This window comes from Pseudomonas sp. Z18(2022), assembly GCF_036346535.1.
Classification (GTDB): Bacteria; Pseudomonadota; Gammaproteobacteria; order Pseudomonadales; family Pseudomonadaceae; genus Aquipseudomonas; species Aquipseudomonas yamanorum_A.
The window spans coordinates 170,223-193,531 of sequence record NZ_JAOTOA010000013.1 but is presented as its reverse complement, the minus strand read 5'-3'; the positions used below and the strand labels follow the sequence as shown (position 1 = coordinate 193,531).

At 60.7% G+C, this 23,309-nt stretch carries 24 protein-coding genes; 16 read left to right on the top strand and 8 right to left on the bottom strand.

Annotated elements, in window-relative coordinates:
- Positions 1–309 precede the first annotated feature (309 nt).
- Positions 310–612, bottom strand: coding sequence for a DUF2288 domain-containing protein (locus V3W39_RS23400; RefSeq protein WP_177079681.1), 303 nt, complete (start codon positions 610–612; stop codon positions 310–312).
- A 339-nt stretch (positions 613–951) separates the two neighbouring features.
- Between V3W39_RS23400 and V3W39_RS23395 the strand changes: the two genes are divergently transcribed.
- The 10 genes from V3W39_RS23395 to V3W39_RS23350 all read left to right on the top strand — a co-directional run bounded on the left by V3W39_RS23395 (position 952) and on the right by V3W39_RS23350 (position 8,627).
- Positions 952–2,079, top strand: a complete 1,128-nt coding sequence (locus tag V3W39_RS23395) for a branched-chain amino acid ABC transporter substrate-binding protein (protein ID WP_177079680.1) — start codon at positions 952–954, stop codon at positions 2,077–2,079.
- Positions 2,080–2,124: 45 nt separating this feature from the next.
- Positions 2,125–2,307: a hypothetical protein gene (locus V3W39_RS23390; protein ID WP_003211657.1), complete on the top strand. Its 183-nt coding sequence runs from the start codon at positions 2,125–2,127 to the stop codon at positions 2,305–2,307.
- Entirely contained in the window at positions 2,307–3,230 is a 924-nt protein-coding gene (gene livH / locus V3W39_RS23385; protein ID WP_017479358.1) for a high-affinity branched-chain amino acid ABC transporter permease LivH, read from the top strand. The genes V3W39_RS23390 and livH overlap by 1 nt, the downstream gene beginning before the upstream one ends.
- Positions 3,227–4,480, top strand: coding sequence for a high-affinity branched-chain amino acid ABC transporter permease LivM (locus V3W39_RS23380; RefSeq protein WP_177079679.1), 1,254 nt, complete (start codon positions 3,227–3,229; stop codon positions 4,478–4,480). The genes livH and V3W39_RS23380 overlap by 4 nt, the downstream gene beginning before the upstream one ends.
- Positions 4,477–5,244: a high-affinity branched-chain amino acid ABC transporter ATP-binding protein LivG gene (gene livG / locus V3W39_RS23375; protein ID WP_177079678.1), complete on the top strand. Its 768-nt coding sequence runs from the start codon at positions 4,477–4,479 to the stop codon at positions 5,242–5,244. The genes V3W39_RS23380 and livG overlap by 4 nt, the downstream gene beginning before the upstream one ends.
- A gap of 1 nt (position 5,245) precedes the next feature.
- Positions 5,246–5,947, top strand: coding sequence for an ABC transporter ATP-binding protein (locus tag V3W39_RS23370; RefSeq protein WP_003211664.1), 702 nt, complete (start codon positions 5,246–5,248; stop codon positions 5,945–5,947).
- A 217-nt stretch (positions 5,948–6,164) separates the two neighbouring features.
- Positions 6,165–6,470, top strand: a complete 306-nt coding sequence (locus tag V3W39_RS23365) for a BufA1 family periplasmic bufferin-type metallophore (protein WP_010176692.1) — start codon at positions 6,165–6,167, stop codon at positions 6,468–6,470.
- Positions 6,471–6,496: 26 nt separating this feature from the next.
- Positions 6,497–7,372, top strand: coding sequence for an MNIO family bufferin maturase (bufB, locus tag V3W39_RS23360; protein WP_330213401.1), 876 nt, complete (start codon positions 6,497–6,499; stop codon positions 7,370–7,372).
- Positions 7,369–8,145: an HvfC/BufC N-terminal domain-containing protein gene (locus V3W39_RS23355; RefSeq protein ID WP_330213400.1), complete on the top strand. Its 777-nt coding sequence runs from the start codon at positions 7,369–7,371 to the stop codon at positions 8,143–8,145. Before bufB ends, V3W39_RS23355 begins: the two co-directional genes overlap by 4 nt.
- Entirely contained in the window at positions 8,142–8,627 is a 486-nt protein-coding gene (locus V3W39_RS23350; protein WP_177079675.1) for a DoxX family protein, read from the top strand. The genes V3W39_RS23355 and V3W39_RS23350 overlap by 4 nt, the downstream gene beginning before the upstream one ends.
- Here the strand turns inward: V3W39_RS23350 and V3W39_RS23345 are convergent.
- Positions 8,624–9,532 (bottom strand): LysR family transcriptional regulator, encoded by a 909-nt coding sequence (locus V3W39_RS23345; protein WP_003211675.1) that lies wholly within the window; start codon positions 9,530–9,532, stop codon positions 8,624–8,626. The genes V3W39_RS23350 and V3W39_RS23345 overlap by 4 nt on opposite strands.
- A gap of 104 nt (positions 9,533–9,636) precedes the next feature.
- Here V3W39_RS23345 and V3W39_RS23340 point away from each other — a divergent pair, with 104 nt between their 5' ends.
- The 3 genes from V3W39_RS23340 to V3W39_RS23330 all read left to right on the top strand — a co-directional run bounded on the left by V3W39_RS23340 (position 9,637) and on the right by V3W39_RS23330 (position 12,703).
- Positions 9,637–10,236, top strand: coding sequence for a short chain dehydrogenase (locus V3W39_RS23340; protein ID WP_177079673.1), 600 nt, complete (start codon positions 9,637–9,639; stop codon positions 10,234–10,236).
- Between the two features lie 74 nt (positions 10,237–10,310).
- Positions 10,311–10,982, top strand: coding sequence for a COG3650 family protein (locus tag V3W39_RS23335; protein WP_177115737.1), 672 nt, complete (start codon positions 10,311–10,313; stop codon positions 10,980–10,982).
- Positions 10,983–11,089: 107 nt separating this feature from the next.
- Positions 11,090–12,703 (top strand): NAD(P)/FAD-dependent oxidoreductase, encoded by a 1,614-nt coding sequence (locus V3W39_RS23330; protein WP_330213399.1) that lies wholly within the window; start codon positions 11,090–11,092, stop codon positions 12,701–12,703.
- Positions 12,704–12,788: 85 nt separating this feature from the next.
- Here the strand turns inward: V3W39_RS23330 and V3W39_RS23325 are convergent, their stop codons facing one another.
- The gene (locus tag V3W39_RS23325; protein ID WP_177047311.1) at positions 12,789–13,886 is read right to left on the bottom strand and encodes a PLP-dependent cysteine synthase family protein; all 1,098 of its coding nucleotides are present in this window, start codon (positions 13,884–13,886) and stop codon (positions 12,789–12,791) included.
- 213 nt (positions 13,887–14,099) lie between these two features.
- Here V3W39_RS23325 and nhaA point away from each other — a divergent pair, with 213 nt between their 5' ends.
- The 3 genes from nhaA to V3W39_RS23310 all read left to right on the top strand — a co-directional run bounded on the left by nhaA (position 14,100) and on the right by V3W39_RS23310 (position 16,886).
- The gene (gene nhaA, locus V3W39_RS23320; protein WP_330213398.1) at positions 14,100–15,287 is read left to right on the top strand and encodes a Na+/H+ antiporter NhaA; all 1,188 of its coding nucleotides are present in this window, start codon (positions 14,100–14,102) and stop codon (positions 15,285–15,287) included.
- Positions 15,288–15,444: 157 nt separating this feature from the next.
- Positions 15,445–16,659: an S-type pyocin domain-containing protein gene (locus V3W39_RS23315; protein WP_330213397.1), complete on the top strand. Its 1,215-nt coding sequence runs from the start codon at positions 15,445–15,447 to the stop codon at positions 16,657–16,659.
- Positions 16,656–16,886 (top strand): DUF7683 domain-containing protein, encoded by a 231-nt coding sequence (locus tag V3W39_RS23310; RefSeq protein ID WP_259199113.1) that lies wholly within the window; start codon positions 16,656–16,658, stop codon positions 16,884–16,886. Before V3W39_RS23315 ends, V3W39_RS23310 begins: the two co-directional genes overlap by 4 nt.
- Positions 16,887–16,961: 75 nt before the next feature.
- Here the strand turns inward: V3W39_RS23310 and V3W39_RS23305 are convergent, their stop codons facing one another.
- The 5 genes from V3W39_RS23305 to V3W39_RS23285 form a co-directional block, all read right to left on the bottom strand.
- Positions 16,962–17,426, bottom strand: coding sequence for a glycine zipper 2TM domain-containing protein (locus tag V3W39_RS23305; protein WP_010176704.1), 465 nt, complete (start codon positions 17,424–17,426; stop codon positions 16,962–16,964).
- 281 nt (positions 17,427–17,707) lie between these two features.
- Positions 17,708–18,355, bottom strand: a complete 648-nt coding sequence (gene pdxH / locus V3W39_RS23300) for a pyridoxamine 5'-phosphate oxidase (protein WP_177047294.1) — start codon at positions 18,353–18,355, stop codon at positions 17,708–17,710.
- Between the two features lie 27 nt (positions 18,356–18,382).
- Entirely contained in the window at positions 18,383–19,576 is a 1,194-nt protein-coding gene (locus tag V3W39_RS23295; RefSeq protein WP_330213396.1) for an OmpA family protein, read from the bottom strand.
- Positions 19,577–19,718: 142 nt separating this feature from the next.
- The gene (locus V3W39_RS23290; RefSeq protein WP_177115741.1) at positions 19,719–20,864 is read right to left on the bottom strand and encodes a serine hydrolase domain-containing protein; all 1,146 of its coding nucleotides are present in this window, start codon (positions 20,862–20,864) and stop codon (positions 19,719–19,721) included.
- 92 nt (positions 20,865–20,956) lie between these two features.
- A complete protein-coding gene (locus V3W39_RS23285) occupies positions 20,957–23,284 on the bottom strand; it encodes a beta-galactosidase (RefSeq protein ID WP_177047288.1) in 2,328 nt (775 codons plus the stop codon).
- Between the last annotated feature and the right edge of the window lie 25 nt (positions 23,285–23,309).

The following is a 23,309-nucleotide window of genomic DNA, read 5'->3' as shown; positions in this document are numbered from 1 at the left end:
AGCGAGGTGCCGACAGGCGGGGCAGAGCCCTTTGCTTACTTTGGGCTGGGCCGGCATTCCGGCTTTTCCAAAGTGAGTCGCTGTAAGAGCGAAACCATAGGCGGCCGTTACCTAACTAACGGATATGTACACACACACCAAGAAACAATTCCCACCGCATTCCGGCGCGAACAAAACTGTTCCCATGACGCGCACGTAACCCCCGCCTGTGACCTTTCTCTACGGCAACGTGCCATCACCGCAAATGCAGTTACCCCGCTACACACTTAAACTCAGAAAAATACCGCACCATTTTCGCGCAGGCATTTCCTACGCCGCCCTTTCCTGGATCAGAATCCACGGCGAAACCACCACCGCCCACAAGCTCGGATCCCGCTCAACCAGGTCCAATGCCCGCGTCGCAGACACTTCGCCAAGACTCCCCGCAGCCAGCCAGGCAGCGACTTTCTGACGGTTGTCCTCAGCCATACCCTCGGCGGCCTCGATCAAATCCAGCCCGGCGTCGACCCACAATAGGGCACCCTTGGCAAAGAACGGCTCAAGCTCCTTCCAGGAAATTTCGGCGGTTTCACCAAGCAGCTTGGCATAGAGGGTGCTAGGTTCTTGCGTCATGGGAGTTCACCTGAAGAAAAATCGGCGCAATCATAACGTCGAGCGGCAGGCAGAAAAACCCAGTTGCAAATGAGGCACCGAACGAAAGTGTCAGGAAAGCCAAGGATTGCCCGATACTCTGGCATCACCCCGCCGCAATTCTGTCTTTTTCTTTCACTTAAGCGACATACCCGGGTTTTGCCCCCAGCAGCCAGCTTTTCAAGCGATCAACCGGCGCTCTACACTGTACCGGTACAGTTGCCAGGCCGCTGCCGGGGGATATCCGAGATATCTGATCCGGTTCTGCAGCTCACAAGGCCGCTAGAACTATAAAAAATACAACAGTAAGAGTGGAGCACTATGAATAAGGCTACTAAGCAGATTTCCAAACTGTTTGCCGCTATGGTCCTGGCCGGGGTTGCCAGCCATTCGTTCGCAGCTGACACCATCAAGATCGGTATTGCCGGCCCTAAAACCGGCCCTGTGACCCAGTACGGCGACATGCAGTTCATGGGCGCCAAGCAGGCTATCGCCGACATCAACGCCAAAGGCGGCGTCGATGGCAAAATGCTTGAAGCCAAAGAATACGACGACGCTTGCGATCCAAAACAAGCCGTAGCCGTAGCCAACAAAGTGGTCAACGACGGCGTCAAGTTTGTAGTCGGTCACCTCTGCTCCAGCTCCACTCAGCCAGCGTCCGACATTTACGAAGACGAAGGCGTGATCATGATCACCCCGGCCGCCACCAGCCCGGAAATCACTTCCCGTGGCTACAAGCTGATCTTCCGTACCATCGGCCTGGACAGCGCTCAAGGCCCGGCCGCCGGCAACTACATCGCCGACCACGTGAAGCCGAAAGTCGTAGCGGTTATTCACGACAAACAGCAATACGGTGAAGGCATCGCCACCGCGGTTAAACAGACCCTCGAGAAGAAAGGCGTGAAAGTTGCCCTCTTCGAAGGCATCAACGCTGGCGACAAAGACTTCGGCTCGCTGATCCAGAAGCTCAAGCAAGCCAACGTCGACTTCGTCTACTACGGCGGCTACCACCCTGAGCTGGGCCTGATCCTGCGCCAAGCCAAGGAAAAAGGCGTGAACGCCAAGTTCATGGGCCCGGAAGGCGTCGGCAACGACTCCATCTCGCAAATCGCCCAGGGCGCTTCCGAAGGCCTGCTGGTTACCCTGCCGAAGTCTTTCGACACCGATCCTGCCAACAAGGCAATCGTTGAAGAGTTCACCAAGAACAAGCAGGACCCAACCGGTCCGTTCGTGTTCCCGGCCTACTCGGCTGTTGAAGTGATCGCCGGTGGTATCACCGCCGCGAAAAGCGAAGACACCGCCAAAGTGGCTGCTGCCATCCACGCAGGCACCTTCAAGACCCCAACCGGCGACCTGAGCTTCGACGCCAAGGGCGACCTGAAGGACTTCAAGTTCGTGGTCTACGAATGGCACTTCGGCAAACCAAAAACCGAAGTTTCCCCTCAGTAAGCCAGGCGTTACTGGTCAACAAGCCCACTGTGCAAGCAGTGGGCTTTGTTTTACGAGGTTTATGGGCCTGTCACCCGCGATCCGGGAGCTGGCTCACCTGAAAATCTTAAAACCGTCACCAGCGGTTCGCTGGCAAACGCTTTGTGCAACCTGATCACAGAACAGGGCACCGAGCCGGAAATTGACTCCACCAGTGAAATGCGTATCGGGTTTTTAGGAGCGCTGTAATGCCTGAGATCTATCATTTTTTCCAAACGCTGGTTAACGGCATGACCGTTGGCAGCACCTATGCCTTGATAGCCATTGGCTACACAATGGTTTACGGCATCATTGGAATGATTAACTTCGCCCATGGCGAGGTGTACATGATTGGTTCCTACGTGGCCTTCATCGCCCTTGCCGGGCTGGCCATGCTGGGTATCCACTCCCTGCCGCTGTTGATGACCGCTGCGTTCCTGGCGTCCATCGTCGTAACCAGTGCCTATGGCTACAGTATCGAACGCGTTGCGTATCGCCCCTTGCGTGGCAGCAACCGCTTGATCCCGCTGATCTCCGCGATCGGCATGTCGATCTTCCTGCAGAACACCGTATTGCTGTCCCAGGATTCCAAGGACAAATCCATTCCCAACCTGATCCCGGGGAGCTTCTCCTTCGGCCCAGGCGGCGCACAAGAAGTGCTGATTTCGTATATGCAGGTCCTGGTTTTCGTCGTCACCCTGGTGGCGATGCTCGGCCTGACCCTGTTCATCTCCCGCTCCCGTCTGGGGCGCGCCTGCCGGGCCTGCGCCGAAGACATCAAGATGGCCAACCTGTTGGGCATCAACACCAACAACATCATTGCCCTGACCTTCGTCATCGGTGCCGCACTGGCCGCCGTCGCTGCCGTGTTGCTGAGCATGCAGTACGGCGTGATCAACCCCAACGCCGGTTTCCTGGTGGGCCTCAAGGCCTTCACCGCGGCGGTATTGGGCGGCATCGGCAGCATTCCGGGCGCGATGCTCGGCGGGCTGGTGCTGGGCGTGGCTGAAGCCTTTGGCGCCGATGTGTTCGGTGACCAGTACAAGGACGTGGTGGCATTCGGTCTATTGGTTCTGGTGCTGTTGTTCCGGCCGACCGGCATTCTGGGCCGTCCGGAGGTTGAGAAAGTATGAGCAGATATCTTAAATCGGCGTTTTTCAGCGCCTTGCTGGTGTGGGCCGTGGCCTTCCCGGTACTCGGCCTCAAGCTGAGCATTGTCGGGATCAACCTTGAAGTGCATGGCACAGGTCCCGTAACCCTGACCATCATTGCGCTGTGCTCGGTGCTGATGTTCCTGCGGGTGCTGTTTACCCAGCAGGTCGGTGCCCTCCTCAAGTCCAACCGTGGCCCGCTGGTATCGCCCAAGGTCAGCCAGTTCCTGACCCTGCCGCGCACCCAGCGCTACATCATCATCGCCCTCATCGTGGCGGCGTTGATCTGGCCATTCTTCGGTTCCCGTGGCGCGGTGGATATCGCGACGCTGATCCTGATCTACGTGTTGCTGGGCCTGGGCCTGAACATCGTGGTGGGTCTGGCGGGCCTGCTCGACCTGGGTTATGTGGGTTTCTACGCGGTGGGTGCCTACACCTACGCGCTGCTCTCGCATTACCTGGGCTGGGGCTTCTGGATCTGCCTCCCGCTGGCAGGTATGGCGGCGGCCACGTTCGGCTTCCTGCTGGGCTTCCCGGTGCTGCGCTTGCGCGGTGACTATCTGGCGATCGTGACCCTGGGCTTCGGTGAAATCATCCGTCTGTTCCTGCGTAACCTCACCGATATCACCGGCGGCCCCAACGGCATCAGCAGCATTCCCAAGCCAACGTTCTTCGGGCTGTCGTTCGACCGCACCGCAGCCGAAGGCATGCAGACGTTCCACGAGTACTTCGGGATCGACTACAACCCGGTGAGCAAAGTGGTGTTCCTGTACCTGGTGGCCCTGTTGCTGGCACTGGCGGCGCTGTTCGTGATCAACCGCCTGCTGCGCATGCCGATCGGCCGTGCGTGGGAAGCGCTGCGCGAGGATGAAATCGCCTGCCGTGCGCTGGGCATGAACCCGACCGTCATCAAGCTTTCGGCCTTCACCCTCGGGGCAACCTTCGCCGGTTTCGCAGGCAGCTTCTTCGCCGCGCGCCAAGGTCTGGTGACCCCGGAGTCGTTCACCTTCATCGAGTCGGCGATCATCCTCGCCATCGTGGTACTGGGTGGCATGGGCTCGCAACTGGGCGTGATTCTCGCGGCGATCGTGATGATCCTGCTGCCGGAAATGATGCGTGAGTTCAGCGAATACCGCATGTTGATGTTCGGCGCCATGATGGTGCTGATGATGATCTGGCGTCCTCAAGGCCTGCTGCCCATGCAACGTCCACACATGGAGCTGCGCAAATGAGCCGCGAGATCCTGAAAGTCGAAAACTTGAGCATGCGCTTCGGCGGCTTGCTGGCGGTCAACGGCGTAGCGCTGACCGTCAAAGAGAAACAGGTAGTAGCGCTGATCGGCCCCAACGGCGCCGGCAAGACCACGGTGTTCAACTGCCTGACCGGCTTCTACAAGCCGGCTGGCGGCACCATCCTGCTGGACGGCCAGCCGATCCAGGGCCTGGCCGGCCACGAGATCGCCCGCAAGGGCGTGGTGCGTACCTTCCAGAACGTGCGGTTGTTCAAGGATATGACGGCGGTCGAGAACCTGTTGATCGCCCAGCATCGTCACCTGAACACCAACTTCTTTGCCGGCCTGTTCAAGACCCCGTCGTTCCGCAAGAGCGAGCGCGAGGCCATGGAATACGCCGAGTACTGGCTGGACAAGGTCAACCTCACCGAGTTTGCCAACCGCCCTGCCGGTACCCTGGCCTACGGTCAGCAACGTCGCCTGGAAATCGCCCGCTGCATGATGACCCGCCCGCGGATCCTCATGCTCGACGAACCGGCCGCCGGCCTGAACCCCAAGGAAACCGAAGACCTCAAGGCGCTGATCGGCGTGCTGCGTGAGGAAAACAACGCCACGGTGCTGTTGATCGAACACGACATGAAACTGGTCATGAGCATTTCCGACCATATCGTCGTGATCAACCAGGGCACGCCACTGGCCGACGGTACGCCGGAACAGATCCGCGACAACCCGGAAGTGATCAAAGCCTATTTGGGGGAAGCGTAAAATGCTGCAATTCGAAAACGTTTCCACTTTCTACGGCAAGATCCAGGCGCTGCACAGCGTCAACGTCGAAGTGCGCCAGGGCGAAATCGTGACCCTGATCGGCGCCAACGGTGCCGGCAAGTCCACGCTGCTGATGACCCTGTGCGGTTCGCCCCAGGCTCACAGCGGCAGCATCCGCTACATGGGTGAGGAACTGGTGGGCCAGGCCTCTTCCGAGATCATGCGCAAGAGCATTGCCGTGGTTCCGGAAGGCCGTCGGGTGTTTGCCCGCCTGACCGTGGAAGAGAACCTCGCCATGGGCGGATTCTTTACCGACAAGGGCGATTACCAGGAGCAGATGGACAAGGTGTTGCACCTGTTCCCGCGGCTCAAGGAGCGCTTCAGCCAGCGCGGCGGGACCATGTCCGGCGGCGAACAGCAAATGCTCGCCATCGGCCGCGCGCTGATGAGCAAGCCCAAGCTGCTGCTGCTGGACGAGCCGTCCCTGGGCCTGGCACCGATCATCATCCAGCAGATCTTCGACATCATCGAACAACTGCGCAAGGACGGTGTAACGGTGTTCCTGGTGGAACAGAACGCCAACCAGGCACTGAAGATCGCCGACCGTGCCTATGTACTGGAAAACGGTCGGGTGGTGATGCAGGGCAGCGGCGAACAGCTGCTGACCGATCCGAAAGTGCGTGAGGCTTATTTAGGCGGTTAACGCCGGCCTCTGTGGGAGCTGGCTTGCCTGCGATAGCATCGCTTCGGTGGTTCTGAAACACCGAGGCGTCAGCATCGCAGGCAAGCCAGCTCCCACACTTGTTTTGCGAAACCTGAAATTAATTTCGCCTTGTTTGTAACGAATCCCTTCCCCCTTTCTCTAGTGGTGTAAGCAGGCGAACATGCTTGCCAACTCAACCCACTGCTGGAGATACACCATGACTACCAAAACCCGCTCGCTGTCCGCCGCTACCCTCGTCCTGGCCCTGGGTTCGGCCCTGAGCCTGTCCGCCCTGACCACCACCGCCCACGCCGCCGATGACATGCAGAAATGCTTCGGTGTCGCCGAAGCCGGCAAGAACGATTGCGCTGCAGGCGCTGGCACCACTTGCGCCGGCACCTCGAAAGTCAAGGATCAGGCCAACGCCTGGAAACTGGTCCCAGCCGGTACCTGCCTGAAAACCCCAAGCGCCACCTCGCCAACCGGTTTCGGCCAGGAAGCGGCCTTCACCGCCAAGTCCTGAAACCCTGCGCAGCCTGAGTACTGACGATGACGCTCTCACGCACCCCCTCCATCTCCCAGGCTCAGGCGCCCGGCCTCCCACGTCGGGCCGGGCTGGGACTGAAGAACGAGCACTTCAGTGAAGTGCTCGAGACTTCCCCCGACATCGGTTTTTTTGAAGTCCACGCCGAAAACTACATGGTGGCCGGCGGGCCTTTCCACCACTACCTGGGATTGATCGGCGAGCAGTACCCGCTGTCGCTGCACGGCGTGGGCCTGTCCATCGGCGGCGAAGGTCCGCTGAACAGCGAGCACCTGACGCGCCTTGCGACGCTGATCGAACGCTATCAACCCCACTCCTTTTCCGAACACCTGGCCTGGTCCAGCCACGGCCCGGTGTTTCTCAATGATTTGCTGCCCCTGGCGTATGACGATGAAACCCTGAAGCGGGTGTGCGAGCACATCGACCAGGTGCAAACCCGTCTGCAGCGGCCAATGCTGCTGGAGAATCCGTCGACCTACCTGCAGTTCCAGAGCTCCACCCTGGACGAGACCGACTTCATCAGGGAAGTGATCCGCCGCACCGGCTGCGGGCTGCTGCTGGACGTGAACAATGTGTATGTGTCGTGCATCAACCACCAGCAAGACCCGCTGAAATACATCGATGCCTTGCCGCTGCACGCCGTGGGCGAGATTCATCTGGCAGGTTTTGCCGAAGACACCGACAGCCTCGGTGACCGGCTGCTGATTGATGATCACGGCGCGCCGATCGACAACGCGGTATGGCAGCTGTATCAGCACGTGCTCACACGCACCGGGCCGGTGGCCACGCTGATCGAGCGCGACAACCACGTGCCGGCCTTCAGCGTGCTGCACGCCGAAGCGCGCCAGGCCGAACGGTTTCTGCTGGAGGCGCGCACATGAGCCGCCAGGAGGCATTTGCCAGCGCCCTGTTGTCGGCAGACGAAACGTGCCCGCCAGGTGTGTTCAGCCGCAACGGCGCCGACCCGGCCGCCCGTTTTGCGGTGTATCGCAACAATGTTCACAGCTCCCTGATCAACGCCCTGGCCGCCGGCTACCCGGTGACCCTGCAGTTGGTGGGCGATGAGTTTTTTCGCGCGATGGCCGGCGTGTATGTCCAGGAGTTCCCGCCCACAAGCCCGCTGATCAATGAGTACGGCGGCGACCTGGCCGACTTCATCCAGGGCTTCGCCCCCGCCGCCAGCGTGCCGTACCTGGCTGACGTGGCTCGCCTGGAGCGGCTGCGGGTCAGGGCCTATCACGCGGCAGACGCTACGCCACTGGATCAGCAGGAAGTCATCGCCACCCTGCAACAGCAGTCGGACCTGAGCGATCTGCGCCTGCAACTGCATCCGTCATTGGCCACCCTGAACTCGGCCTATGCCGTCGTAGCTTTATGGGCCGCACACCAGACGGACGAATCCCTCGCCACCCTCGACCCCTTCCACGCCCAAAGCGCGCTGGTGCTGCGCAACGGCCTGGACGTTCAGGTATTTCGCATCGACAGCGGCTCGGCAGCGTTTATCAACAGCCTGAACAACGGCTGGCCGCTGGGGATGGCCATGGCCTACGCCCTCGATGCCGCCGCCGAATTTGACCTGCACTCATGCCTGGCCCTGCTGATCGGCCATGGCTCCATCACCCACTTGCACACAGAACAAAAGGTATCGCCATGAACACCACCGCCCCCGGCCTGGTCCAACGGATCATTCAGCTCTTCGAGAAAATCCCCTACAGCCTGATCGCCTTCGTCGCACGCTTCTCCATTGCAGCGGTGTTCTGGAAATCCGGCCAGACCAAGGTTGAAGGCTTCGCCGTGGACCTGATCGGTGGCACCTTCCAACTGGGCTGGCCGCACTTGGCGCCGTCTACACTGCCGCTGTTTCGCAGCGAGTACCACGTGCCGCTGCTGTCGCCCGAAGTGGCGGCGCACATGGCCGCATTCGCCGAGCACTTTTTCCCGGTGCTGATCCTGGTGGGGTTTGCCACGCGCTTCTCGGCACTGGCGTTGCTGGGCATGACGTTGACCATCCAACTGTTCGTCTACCCGGAAGCCTACCCGACCCACGGCACCTGGATCGCGCTGCTGTTGCTGTTGATGGCCAAGGGGCCGGGCAGCCTCGCCCTTGATCACCTGATCGCCCGGCGCTACCGCTAAAGGCGATCCAGGGCTTCGCCGCTGCGCTTGAACCAGCCCACCAGATAATCCGCCAATACCTGGGTGCGCCGCGGCAGCCCGCCCTGGTACGGATGGACCAGGTACATCGGCATGCTGCGGGTCTGATAATCCCGCAGGAGCCAGCGCAGGCGACCGTCAGCCAATTCCGCGTGCAGCACGTAGGATGGCAAACGTGCGATGCCCGCCCCCACCAGCGCAGCCTTCTTCAACAAGTTGTAATGATTGGAGGCAAAGGTCCCGGAAACGCGAACCCGCAACAGCTCATGTTGCTGGTGGTACAGCCACTCTTCACGACCGCTGTAGTGGCTGTTCAGTAAACAGTTGTGGCCCACCAGCTCAGCCGGTGTCAGCGGCTCGCCGTGCTGCTCCAGGTACGCCGGGCTGGCGCAGGTCATCTCATGCCAGGCCAGCAACGGCTTGGCCACCAATCGCTCGTCATTGGCGACTTCCGAGCGCACCGCCAGGTCGAAGCCGTCCCGTGCCAGGTCTCGATACTGGTTGTTGAGTTCCAGCTCGATCTGCACCTGCGGGTACTCCCGGGAGAATTCCAGCAACAGACCATCGAAGAAGGTTTCCCCAAGGGAAACCGGAACCGTCATACGTACCGGGCCGACCAGGTCGTCCTTGAGCCTGGCCAATGCCTGACGCGCCCGCTCCACCTGGACCACCAGCGCCTGGGCCTGTGGCAACAGTGCCGCGCCCGCCGCCGTGAGACTCAAACGGCGGGTGGTTCGATGCAGCAACACCACCGAAAACTGTGCCTCCAACTGGCTGATGCGCTTGGACAGTTGCCCCTTGCTGCAGCCCAATTGCTGGGCCGCCAGGGTAAAGCTGCCGGCTTCGATCAACACCGCAAACGCCGCCAGGTCATCCATTTCGCTCATGGATTGTTTCCATTTGAAAACCAAAGGTTGCCTATTAGTGCACTTATCCCCAGGAAAAATCACTCTAGACTGAAATCTCACCTACACATCTGGAGGAAGGCACGATGAAAATCCTGTTGATTGGCGCAAGCGGCACCGTGGGCTCGGCGGTCAAGGCAGAACTGTCCCAACGTCATGAAGTGATCAGCATCGGTCGCAAGAGCGGCGACTTCCAGGTTGATATCAGCGACAGCGCCTCGATCCGCAAACTGTTCGAGCAAACCGGCAAGTTCGACGCACTGGTCTGCGCCGCCGGCAGCGTCAACTTCGTGCCCTTGGGTGAGATGAGCGAGACCGACTTTGACCTGGGCCTGCAAGACAAGCTGATGGGCCAGGTGAACCTGCTGTTGATTGGCCGTGAGTTCGCCAACGACGGCGCGTCGTTCACCTTCACCAGCGGCATTCTCAACCGCGACCCGATTCGTACCGGCGCCTCGGCAGCCCTGGTCAACGGCGCGCTGGATGCCTTCGTAAAAGCCGCGGCAATCGAACTGCCGCGCGGCCTGCGCATCAACTCGGTCAGCCCTACGGTGCTGCTGGAAGCCATGGGCAGCTATGCACCGTACTTCCGTGGGTACAAGCCGGCTCCGGGTGCAGAAGTGGCGCTGGCCTACGCTAAAAGCGTGGAAGGCCTACAGACCGGGCAGACGTTTATCGTTGGTTGATTCAACCTGTGTCCCGGGCTTGTGATGCACCGCCAGCCTGCGTAACGTGGCGGCACTTATCAGGAGACCCGATAATGCGTGCCGCCCGTACCCTAGTTTTATTTGCCCTGTTGCCCTTGTTCACCGCCTGCCAGATGTTCGACAGCGAGCCGGCCAAGCCCTCTCTCGCCGGGCTGACCCGCATGCAGGGTGAGCTGACGGCACAGGGTGACAAACTGCTGTTCCAACCCTGCAACGACAAACGCAACTACGTGGTCAACGACACCGGCGGCACCAGCATCCTGCAGGAGGCCGCTTCTCTTGCCGGCCAGCAGGGCGCGCTGTTTGCCGACATACGCGGCAAGTTCTCCGGCGTCGCCAGCGGCACTGAAGGCAAGGTGGACCTGCAACAGGTGTATCGCGTCGAGCGCTCGACCTCGGCCTGCGATGACCCCGACTTCAAGCGCATGATCCTGCGGGCCAACGGCCACAAGCCGGCCTGGGCGATGAACGTCACCGCCAAGGGCATGGTGCTGGAACGCGAAGGCCAGCCGCCATTGGCCGTACCTTATGTGGAAGAACAATCAGGCGACGGACGGTTCAACCTGATGACCGAAGCCAATAACCAGCACATCGAACTGTGGGTGGCCCCGCAGCGCTGTGTCGACAGCGCCAGCGGCAGCCTGCAACACATGTCTGCCGAGCTGCGGGTCAATGGCCAGGTGCAGCGCGGTTGCGCGTCGTTCGGCGGTTCGCGGGACGACTGATTGCCCGCTGCGCTGTTTTAACATGACGGGAAACCGCAGTTGGGGCTTATAATCGCCGGTTTGCAAAACAGCCGGCCTCTTTGCCCGCCGCCTACCGGATTTCTGTCATGTTACGAATCACCGAACTCAAGCTGCCCATCGACCATCCCGAAGAAGACCTGCGGCCTGCCATCGTGCAGCGCCTGGGCATCGCCAGTGATGACCTGCTCGATTTCACCCTGTTCAAACGCAGCTACGACGCCCGCAAAAAGTCGTCGGAGCTGTGCTTCATCTACACCATCGATTTGCAAGCCAAAGGCGAGGCGGCCTTGCTGCTCAAGTTCGCCGACGACCGCAACGTCAACCCGGCACCGGACATCAGCTACAAAGTCGTGGGGCATGCGCCGGAAGGCCTGACCGAGCGGCCGATTGTGGTGGGTTTTGGCCCGTGCGGGATCTTCGCCGGGCTGTTGCTGGCACAGATGGGCTTCAAGCCGATCATCCTTGAACGCGGCCGCGAAGTGCGCCAGCGCACCAAGGACACCTGGGGCTTGTGGCGCAAAAACGTGCTGAACCCGGAATCCAACGTGCAATTTGGTGAAGGCGGCGCCGGCACGTTCTCCGACGGCAAGCTCTACAGCCAGATCAAGGACCCGAAATTCCACGGCCGCAAGGTGCTGCACGAGTTCGTCAAGGCCGGCGCGCCGGACGAAATCCTCTATGTCAGCAAGCCGCACATCGGTACATTCCGCCTGACCGGCGTGGTGGAAAACATGCGCCAGCAGATCATCGCCCTGGGCGGTGAAGTGCGTTTCGAGCAGCGGGTCACCGACGTGCTGATCGAAGACGGCCAGTTGAACGGCGTGGTAGTGGATGGCGGCGAACAGATCCTCTCCAAACACGTGATCCTGGCCCTCGGCCACAGCGCCCGTGACACCTTCCGCATGCTCCACGACCGTGGCGTATACATGGAAGCCAAGCCGTTCTCGGTGGGCTTCCGTATCGAACACCCGCAATCGCTGATCGACGCCGCGCGCCTGGGCAAGTATGCCGGCCACCCGAAACTCGGCGCGGCTGATTACAAGCTGGTGCACCACGCCAAGAACGGTCGTTCGGTGTACAGCTTCTGCATGTGCCCGGGCGGCACCGTAGTCGCAGCGACGTCCGAGCCGAACCGCGTAGTGACCAACGGCATGAGCCAATACTCGCGTAACGAGCGCAACGCCAACTCCGGGATCGTGGTGGGCATCACCCCGGAAGTGGATTACCCGGGCGGCCCGCTGGCCGGCATCGAATTGCAGGAGCGCCTGGAATCCCACGCGTTCATCCTCGGTGGCAGCAACTACGAAGCGCCGGCGCAACTGGTCGGTGATTTCATTGCCGGCAAGCCGTCCACCGCCATCGGTACGGTGGAGCCGTCCTACAAGCCCGGCGTGGCCCTAGGCGACTTGGCCCTGGCGTTGCCGGACTTTGCCATCGAAGCCATTCGCGAGGCACTACCGGCGTTCGAGAAGCAGATCAAGGGCTACTCGCTGCACGATGCGGTGCTGACCGGGATCGAGACCCGCACCTCGTCGCCGCTGCGGATTACCCGTAACGAGTCGATGCAGAGCCTGAACGTGAAGGGGTTGTTCCCGGCGGGTGAAGGTGCCGGTTATGCCGGTGGGATTTTGTCGGCGGGTGTCGACGGAATTCGGATTGCCGAGGCGTTGGCGCGGGATATGTTGGGTATCGAGGCCTGACCTAAAACCTTGTAGGAGCCGGCTTGCCGGCGATGGCGTCCTCAAGATCGCCATCGCCGGCAAGCCGGCTCCTACAGTGGGTGTTTCAGATATTGGCGCGCAACACGCTGTCCGGCAGCACTTCTCCCCGCTCGACACTGGCTGCAACGGCCGCAATCAAACCCTCCAGCTCATACCCCTGCCCTGCCAGCCAGGCCTGATCGTAATAAGTCGTGGCATAGCGCTCACCCCCGTCGCACAAGATCGCCACAATCGAGCCCGACTCCCCCGCCGCCTTCATCTGCTGCGCCGCAATCAATGCACCGATCAGGTTGGTGCCGCTGGAACCGCCCACTCGCCGCCCCAAGCGCTGTGCCAGGTAATGCATGGCGGCCAGGGACAGCGCATCCGGCACCTTGACCATTGCATCAATCACCTTGGGCAAGAACGACGCCTCAACCCGAGGCCGGCCAATGCCCTCGATACGCGAGCCACACTCCAGGCGCAGGCTGGTGTCGCCGCTCAGGTAATAGTCAAAAAACACCGAACGCTCCGCGTCCGCGCACAACACCCGGGTGCAGTGCTGGCGATAACGCACATAACGCCCCAGCGTTGCCGTGGTGCCGCCCGTGCCGGGGCTGGAAATCAACCAGCTCGGCTCCGGGTAACGTTCAAAGCGCAACTGCTGAAAGATCGATTCGGCGATGTTGTTGTTGGCCCGCCAGTCGGTGGCGCGCTCGGCGTAGGTGAACTGGTCCATGAAGTGCCCGCCACTTTCCTGCGCCAGGCGTTCGGATTCGGCGTAGATCTGCGTCGGATCCTGTACCAGATGGCTCTTGCCACCGTAGAACGCGATCTGCGCAATCTTCTCCTGGGAGGTGGTGGCCGGCATCACCGCAATAAACGGCACGCCCAGCAGCCGGGCGAAGTACGCCTCGGAAATCGCCGTGGAGCCGCTGGACGCCTCGATTACCGGCGCACCGGGCTTGAGCCAGCCATTGCACAACGCATAAAGGAACAACGAACGCGCCAACCGGTGTTTCAGGCTGCCAGTGGGATGACTGGACTCATCCTTGAAATACAACTCGATACCCGGCAAACCCGGCAACGGCAAGGGAATCAGGTGGGTGTCGGCGCTGCGCTGGAAGTCCGCTTCAATAATGCGAATGGCTTCGCGGGCCCATTGGCGATTGTCGCTCATGATCGGTTTCTCAAAGGATTTCAGACTTGATCTTAGGATGTTTCCTACACTCCACACAGATACAGTCATGACTCAATTGGACACACAATTTCCGGGGTTTGCCGTGGGACTCATCAGGCCAATCTCTTATAACAAATAAGAATATAACTTTTGTTTTAACAACTAACGGTACGGGTTAGGGTACCCACCTATTGAACTTTGATTGGAGAGCATCCCTTGCCTCTGCGTAGCACTTTCACCCGTTTCTTCCAGCTGGAAGCCGCCAGCGGTCTGCTCCTGATCGCTGCTGCCGCTTTGGCGCTGATCATCAACAACTCACCGTTGTCGCACCTTTACGCGAGTTTTCTCGACGTGCCGGTGGTCGCACAAATTGGCGCGCTGAAAATCGCCAAGCCGGCGCTGCTATGGATCAACGATGGCCTGATGGCCTTGTTCTTCCTGCTGATCGGCCTTGAAGTGAAACGCGAGCTGCTCGACGGCCAACTGTCCAAGCCCTCGCAAGTGGTACTGCCCGGCGCGGCAGCCATCGGCGGCATGGTGGTGCCGGCGCTGATCTACTGGGCGCTGAACAAGGACAACCCGGCAGCCCTCGGCGGCTGGGCAATTCCCATGGCCACCGACATCGCCTTCGCCCTGGGCGTATTGGCCTTGCTGGGCAAGCGTGTGCCGGTGTCGCTGAAGCTGTTCCTGATGACCCTGGCCATCATCGACGACCTTGGCGCGATCATCGTCATTGCCCTCTTCTACTCCGCCGACCTGTCCGGGGCCTCATTGGCTGGTGCAGCAGCGTGCCTGATCGCGTTGATTGCGATGAACCGGCTCGGTGTCGTCAAGCTGGGGCCCTACATGATCGTCGGGCTGATCCTGTGGGTCTGCGTGCTCAAGAGTGGTGTGCACGCCACGCTGGCCGGGGTGACCTTGGCGTTCTGCATCCCGTTGCGCACCAAAAATGCCGAACCTTCGCCGCTGCTCACCCTGGAACACGCGCTGCACCCTTGGGTGGCCTACGCGATCCTGCCGCTGTTCGCCTTTGCGAATGCCGGCGTCTCGCTGGCGGGCGTCAACCTCGAAAGCTTCACCCACCACGTGCCAATGGGCATCGCCGCCGGCCTGCTGCTGGGCAAGACCGTTGGCGTGCTGGGCTTCACCTGGGTGATGGTAAAAACCGGCCTCGCCGCGCTGCCCGCCGGCGCCAACTGGGGGCAAGTGCTGGGCGTGGCAATCCTGTGCGGCATCGGCTTCACCATGAGCCTGTTTGTTGGCTCACTGGCGTTTTTACCGGGCAGCAGTGAATACGCGGGTATGGACCGGATGGGCATCCTGACCGGGTCCATATTGGCAGCGTTGATCGGGTATGCGGTGACGGCGATGGCCAGTCGCAAGCAGGCGCTCGTTCAGGCGTAATCGCTTTTTGGAGCCGGGCTGCCGGCTCCAACTTCCTCTCGGCCCATTCGGCGCCATCTCACAGAACCGTCCTACAGCCACCCTCCGCTGCTTGCCATAACGTCGTGCTCCCGACTCCACCGTCGGACGTCGTTAGGCAACACGCCAGGAGGGCACGATGGCAAACAACAAGGACATACCCCAAGTCTGGCGATGCTACGGGACCGGCACGGGCGGTTACCGACGGCTCGAGAACATGAACGAGCGCGAGTTGGCTGAGCGTGATGCCAGGCAGCGAGCATATGAAGCCATGCTTGCCCGCCAGGAAGCCTATGAGGCCTGGCGTAAAGTGGAGCCGCCGCCAACGCAATTGCCCATGGTCGGCTGCGTATTCGCAAAGTCCTGCAATCTGCCGGACGCCCTCATCGACTACAACAATCCGTCCGGTTACATACCGCTTGATCGCATAGGGGACTATGGCGAACACGTGCTGCTTGGTGGCCATGAAACCGACAGTGAGGGGCTGCTGCCACTCAAGAAGGTCAGCGGCAGCGCCCTCCCGGCCGGGCTCGGAACATTGGCACTGGGCGGTTCCGCGATCGGCGGGGCATCAAGCGTCGCAGCCGGTGCTGGAACAGTCGCCGCAGGCCTGATGCTTGGGGTTGCAGCACTTATCTGGCCCTCCAGCTTGGGCGACAGCGCGCTCTACAGCGACCGTCAACTGCGCTCAATGCCACGAGCGCGTACACGGGTTCGCCTGCACGTCGAGCAATTAGCTAACGGCACCCTCAAGGGATACGCCTTCTACACAGGGAAAAATCGTGAGTGGGAGATGGTCGATGTCGTGCAGTTTGGGCTGCGAGGCACACATCAGGTCGCGGACTTGGGCGACGGGATTGAGCTGATCTGGACGCCTGCCATCGATCCGGCTGGCACACTTGGTATCCCTGCTTTGGAAGCTGCGCCGCAGGCACCGCAAATCTGGGTGTATCCGCCGACCGAGAAGGCCGCCAGCATCATCGTTGACCCGATATACCCGCCGGAATACAGGGATTTCATTCTGGTGTTTCCGGCGGACTCGGGGGTTCGGCCGCTCTACGTGGTGGTCAGCGTTAGACCAGGGGACCATGACTACCACTCGGCGCCAGCGTTGCTTCCTGCGTACCCTGACGCCAAAGTCGCAGGTCGCAAAACTCCTGTGAAAGGCGGGGGAGCACTAAGAAAAAGGTGGAAAACGCCCGCGGGGTTAATACTTGAATGGGATCTCCAACATGGCGCGCTCGAAGTGTATGACGCCAGAGGCAGGCATCTGGGTGAGTTTGATCACATTACTGGAGAGCCCACCTCCAAGAAAAAAACAAAGAAGAAAAAAGTAAGGAGAGTCGAACCATGAAGTATTTGTTGGAAGCATTTGATAAGAATACTGACTTGCAAGAGTTCGTAGTCGAACTGCCGCATGACTGCGAAGAGGAGCTTGAAGCCATAATGCAATGGCCCACAAAACAACAGGGATGGGAAGGTTACGATCTGACGGTGGTTCAGCTTTCAGCTATTGAAGCCTTGGTGGGCAGAGCCCTCGGTGACCCACTTTGTTACTTTCAACTCACCTGCAATGCGTGAGCCGCCATACGCCACCCAACAAAAAACCCCAACCGGTCACCCGGTTGGGGTTTTTCTGTTCCTGCGACCTTACTCTTAACGAGTAACTCGGCTGGTCCCGTTCACAGTCATGATGCGAACGCGGTCGCCGATACGGAAGACTTCGTTCGGGTCAACGGCCTGGACGTAGGCGCGCATGCTGCCGTCGTCTTCACGAACGGTGACTTCAACGCCTTGGGTGCGGGTCAGGCCCTCTTCTGCAGCAGAACCCAGCAGGCCACCGGCGACGGCACCGATCACGCCGGTGACGATACTGCCACGGCCACCACCGATAGCGCTGCCGCCAACACCGCCAACCACTGCGCCAGCCACGCCGCCGATTGGGGTCTTGGTGCCTTCGATTTTCACCGGACGCAGGGATTCGATGGTGCCCATGCGTACAGTTTGCACGCGACGTGCTTCGTCACGGGAGTACGAGTCGCCGGTCAGACTCGAGGCGCAGCCACCCAGCAGCAACGACAGGGTGGTAAAGCAGGCAACCAGTAAAACAGACTTACGCATAGCATCAACTCCAAAGGACAGGTATTCATTAAACCGCTGCGGCTTGCTGCCTGTCACGCCATGCCGGGCAGAAAATTGGTTTCATTCAGCCTTAGTACAGTCTGCCTGTACCGAAAAACTCGACGAACGGTATAAACCTCACCGTCATCAACATCTTCGTGGACTGTTTCATCATTGTAGCGAATGGCTGCAAAACGCGGCGCAGCGCTACACCTCCAAAGCCTCTGACTAGAGACTCCGGCGTGCAGCGCTACATTCAGGCGAGGTGACGAAAGGTGGGCTCAGGGCGCCAGACGCTCACGGGTCCAGTCGGCACCCTGCAAGCGGTAGTTCAAGCGGTCGTGCAAACGACTCGCGCGGCCCTGCCAGAACTCGATGCGTTCCGGCAGCAGGCGATAACCTCCCCAATGCTCGGGGCAGTCCGGTTGGGTATCACTGAAGCGTTGTTCGGTGGCCTTGAGCAGGTCCTGCAATTCTTCGCGGTCCCGGATCACCTGGCTTTGCGGTGAAGCCCAGGCACCCAGGCGGCTGCCCAGGGGGCGGACCTGGAAGTAAGCATCCGACTCCTCGGGCGTGACCTTGACCACACGACCTTCGATGCGTACCTGACGTTCCAAGGTCGGCCAGAAGAAGGTCATGGCGGCAAACGGGCGCGTCGCGAGCTGTTCGCCCTTGGCGCTCTGATAGTTGGTGAAGAAGGTAAAGCCCTGTGTATCCAGCCCTTTGAGCAGCAGGATCCGGCAATGGGGGCGACCGTCCTGGTCGACCGTTGCCAGGGTCATGGCATTGGCCTCCACCGGTGGCTGCTCGGTTTTCACCGCGTCACTGAACCACTGGTGGAACAAGGCAAACGGTTCGTCCGGGGCCTGGGCCTCGCTCAAACCGTCCCGTGTGTAGTCACGGCGCATATCGGCCAGTGCCTGGGTCATGCGGCTTTATCCTTCTGGCTCAAATAATCAGTTTTTTGCCTGGTCGTTCGAAGCGGCTGGAGCGGCGGCCTTGGCTGGGGCCGGTTTCTTGGCGGCTGGCTTGGCCGGGGCCTTCTTGGCAGCCGGTTTGGCGGCGGCTTTCTTGGCGACCGGTTTTTTCGCCGGGGCAGCTTTTTTGACCGGAGCAGCCGCTGGAGCAGGAACGTCCTGCACAGCAACCATTTCAGCCTTCGGCGGGTTGGCCGAGTTGTACTTGCTCAGCAGGGCCAGCATGGTGGTGCGCTGGGTGAACATGATTTCCATGCGACGGTTCAGGGCACGGCCCTGGGTGCTGTCGTTGGCGGCACGCGGCATCAGGTCGCCCATGCCACGCAGCATCAGGCGGTCCTGCTTCAGGCCGCTGAGGCTGAAGATCGAGGCGATGGACTGCGCACGCTCCTTGGTCAGGGCCTGGCTTACCGGCTCGGCACCCGAGGTATCGACGTGGCCCAGTACCAGTACGGCGGTTTTCGGATCGCCTTCAACGGCCTTGGCAACGCGGGTGAATGGACCCAGGGTCACCGGCAGCAACATCGCCGGGCGTTTCGGGTTGTAGGAGCCGTCGACCGGGGCAATCACGACCAATACGTTGTCACGACGCTCCAGTTGCAGGTTGCTGTCCTTGATTGCGGTACGCAGGCGCGGCTCGTAATCGTCCAGCCAGGCCTGGGTGATCTTTGGATCAGGCATCGGGATATTGGCAACGTCGACCTTGGCCAATGGTTTTGGCTTGCTTTCGAACGGCCACCACCACTTGGTATCGGTATCTGTCTTGGCAACGGCAGGGGCAGCAGCTGGCGCGGCAGCCGGTGCGCCGGTCGCAGGCGTTGCCGCCTTGAGGTCGGCTTTCAGGTCAGCCTTGGCATCGTCGGCCTTCGACGAGAACGGCCACCAGCTGGAGCCGGTATCCGCCTTGGCAACCGGTGCCGGTGCTGGCGCAGGTGCAGGTGCAGGTGCAGGTGCAGGTGCCGCAGCGGCAGGTGCTACCGGCGCAGGCGCCTTGGCAGCCACGGCCGGTTTGGCATCCGGTTTGGTGTCGGCTTGGCTCACTGCGTCCTTGGTAGCAGCCTTATCGGAGCCAAATGACCACCAATGCCCACCTTCGGCATCATTTTGTGGGGTTTGTGCACAGCCAGTAATAGTGAGGCATAGCGCCAGTGCCAAGGACTTGTTCGATAACATGAGATATCCACAAAATGAGAAAAAATCAGGGGCCTGAATGACCCGTTAAACAGACGCTTCTGGAACATTAAAGTTACAACATTTCGCCTAGCGTCTTTTTGTAGGTGTCTTTGTAACAAAAAAACGCCGAACAGCAAGCTATTTACAGACAACCGGCCAATATTCTTACCAACTTTTGCGCCCGTGGGTCCATAAGTACATAAGGCCCCAATGTATTGGTCACAAAACCAAAGGCTACATCATGTTCCGGGTCGGCAAAACCCACCGAACCCCCTGCCCCGGGATGCCCAAAGGCCCGTGGGCCAAGGCCGAACGTAGCGTTTGGCACCTGCGGCTGATCCAACATGCAGCCCAGGCCAAAGCGGGTTTGTGTCAATAAGGTTTTATCCGGGCCGATACTGTGTTCGCGGGTCAATTCTTCAAGCATATCGGCTTCCAGCAAACTACCGTCGAGCAGTCCACTATAAAAACCCGCGAGACTTCGCGCATTACCGTGACCATTTGCCGCTGGCTGCTGCATACGCCGCCATTCGGGTTTATTAGTGCTGGTCAGAATAGACGGTGGGTTGGTAAATGCACGGGTGGTCATCGCCATCGGCTCGCGCATCGTTACTTGAAGTAAACGTTGTGCCGCTTCATCGCCTACATTGCCCTTGCCCCGGGCTATATGGGCAACTCGATAAAACTCTTCGTCGGCCAGGCCCACATGAAAGTCCAGGCCCAACGGCCGTGCAACCCGGGCCACGATGGACTCGCCCGGCCCACGACCGTCAGCACGGCGGAGCAATTCGCCCACCAGCCAGCCGTAGGTAATCGCCGCATAGCCATGGCCTTCCCCGAGTTTCCACCACGGCGCTTCGGCCGCGAGGGCGTCGACCATCATCTGCCAGTCGTACAGGGCTTCGGCGGGCAGCGTTTCACGCAGGGCAGGCAACCCGGCCTGATGGCAGAGCAGATGGCGCAAGGTGATGGCTTCTTTGCCGGCGGCAGCGAACTCCGGCCAGTATCGGGCGACCGGCGCATCCAGCTGCAACTTGCCTTCGGCTACCAGTTGCAGCGCCGTGACGGCAGTGAACGTCTTGGTGCAGGAGAACAGGTTCGCGATGGTATCGCTGTGCCAGGCCTCGGCACCGTCCTTGTCGGCGGTACCGGCCCACAGGTCGACGACGGTTTCGCCACCGATCTGGATGCACAGCGCGGCGCCGCGCTCCTGAGGGTCGTCGAACAGCGCGGCAAAGGCTTCACGCACCGCTTCGAATTGAAGCTCGTAATGACCCTGAATCTGCACCTAAACCCCCTCGGAAAAGTACCGCAAAAAGTGGCCGACATTGTTCCAGCCATTGAGTGTTTTGTGAACCCGCACTCGTCGATCAGGTCCCATCAATGACCCTTGCCCGAGTGTCCGCCGGCATGCTCTGCCCCAGGCCCAGCCGCGTTGCCCTCATGCCCCGGTTTACCGCCTTCACCGGTGTGGACCGCGCTGGACACCTTGGCCTTTTCGGCCTCCTTGCCCAACTGGTCGACCGCCGCCAGGTTACTTTTGCGAACACTGTCAACAAAGCCCTGGAACGGCACATCGGTGATGCCCACCAGGCCGAAGTGGCCGTTTTCGCCGTCCAGCAGACGACCGGTTACCGGCTGGTCCAGGTACTGGAACCAATGCACGCCGACAATCGACGGCTCGGCCATGGCCTGCTTGAGGAAGTTGGCGTAGGCAGCTCCGCGATCCTCTTCCCTGGCCAACTGCGTTACGCCACCCCAGAACGGGCCGCGGTCCGCCGAGCCAAAGTTGAATTCGGTGATCAGCACCGGCTTGTCCAACTCGCGCAGTGCCGCGAAATCGTAGCCATCCTGAGGCTTGAGGGTGTACATGTTGAAACTCAGTACATCGCAATATTGCGCGCAGGACGCCACGGCTTCCGGGGTGCTGACGGCGTAACGCCCACCCAGCAACAACTGGTTGGGCGCATGCCATTTCAGCGAATCGGAGATGGTCTTGAAGTACGCATCGGCGAAGGTCTTCTGGAAGTATTTGAAGTCTGCTTCGATTTCCGGGTGCTCGGGGTTCGGCATGGGCGGCACGAAGCCCGGGTCTTCCATCAACTCCCAGGCCGGCAGGTCAATGCCCCAGGCTTTGGACAGGCCGGCCTGGTTGCGGTACTTGTCCCGCAGTTGCTTGAGAAATGCGCGCTTGGCCGGAACGTCGGTGGTCATGCGCAACGTGCCGTAGGCCAGGGCGTAGCGGGACTTCGGATCATCACCGGGACCGGCCCAGGCCAGTTCGTTGTCGGCAAAGAAACCGATCAGCCACGGGTCATCGCGATGGTCACGAGCGGCAATCGCCACCGCACGTTCGGTGGCCATGGCGAAGCGCGGGTCAAACGGATCGGGCATGCCGCCCCACCAATCGGTGCCGGTGCTGATGCTCGCGTAATCGCCGACGATCGACAGCGGCAAGGTGTAAGGCACGCGGTCAGCGGTGGCCAACTGCGGCGCACTCCAGTTGCCCACGGTGTTGAAACCCCAGGCTTGCAGGCGATCCAGCGCATGGGTCACCCAACGTTTCTGGTCGAAGCCTTCCGGGGCGCAAGGCGCTGGCGGCACACAGGGTTGAGCAAACGTGCGCTGCAGGTTGGCGCCGTAAAAATCGTACCAGCGCCCGACATTAAAGCTGCGGCCCTGATCGGCACCATTGCCGCCACGGTTATCGCCGCTGCCGTAGTACTTATCAAAGGGCTCACCGGCCTTGGGCAGCGCGGCAAACATCCATTCGCGGCCGGCGACGTAGGTCTGGCTGTTGTCCGGGGCCACGGTGTTGACGCCCAGGGAGTAGAACGGATGGCCTTCCGGAGTCACCAGGTACCAGCGCCCGTCGCGCTTCTCGGTGCGGAAAAAGCCGCTGGCGTCAAAGGCCGGGCCCTTGTTCCAGCCGCCGAATTTGTCCAGGGAAGCCTTGTCGCGCTCGGCCAGCCAGCCCTTGAGCTGTTGCTGTTCCTTGACCGCCGCGACCCTCAACTGGTCGTCGCTGCTGACTTTTTCCGGCCACCTGGCGCGGGTGGACTGCCCGTAGGCATCCACCAGGTCGCTGTAGGTGGCCTTGAGCACCGGCTCGATGTCCTGCACGCCGAAGCGCTCCAGCAAGATGCTTTGGGCGACATTGGGCTTGATCATCGACAGGGTTACCGACACGATCTGGCTGCGATCGATCTCCCCTTCGCTGCTGGCCAGCAACACGCGCTGGCCGTCGACGGTGATCGGCATCGGCGGGCCGGCCTTCATGCCCTGGCTCAGCGGCGAGTTGGCTTGCAGCGGAATCAGCAACGTCTGCGCCGGGCCGGCCGGCAGGTCGATACGACTGAACAGCGTCCGGCCGTCATTGCTCTGCACCTTGACGTACAGGGTCAACGCCCAGTCCATCGCACTCTGGATGCGCAAGCTCATGGCACCGGATTGCGACCAGTCCCAGGCACCGGTTTGCGGGCTGAGTACCAGGCTCGGCTCGGCCGCCGGGTTGAAGGTAATACGGCGCAGCACTTCGCCTTCAGGGGTTTGTTCGGCGTTGTATTGCGGCAGGCTGGCGTCCTGGGTCGCTACCTTGACCACATCAGCGGGCCGTACAAAGTTGAATAACGTTTGTTGCCCCGCAGGCGCAGCCAGCAAGGGCGCGGCAAACAACAAGGCAAAAACAGCGGGCAGCGTGCGAATCATGTGAACAAGGTTCTCCCAAACGGCC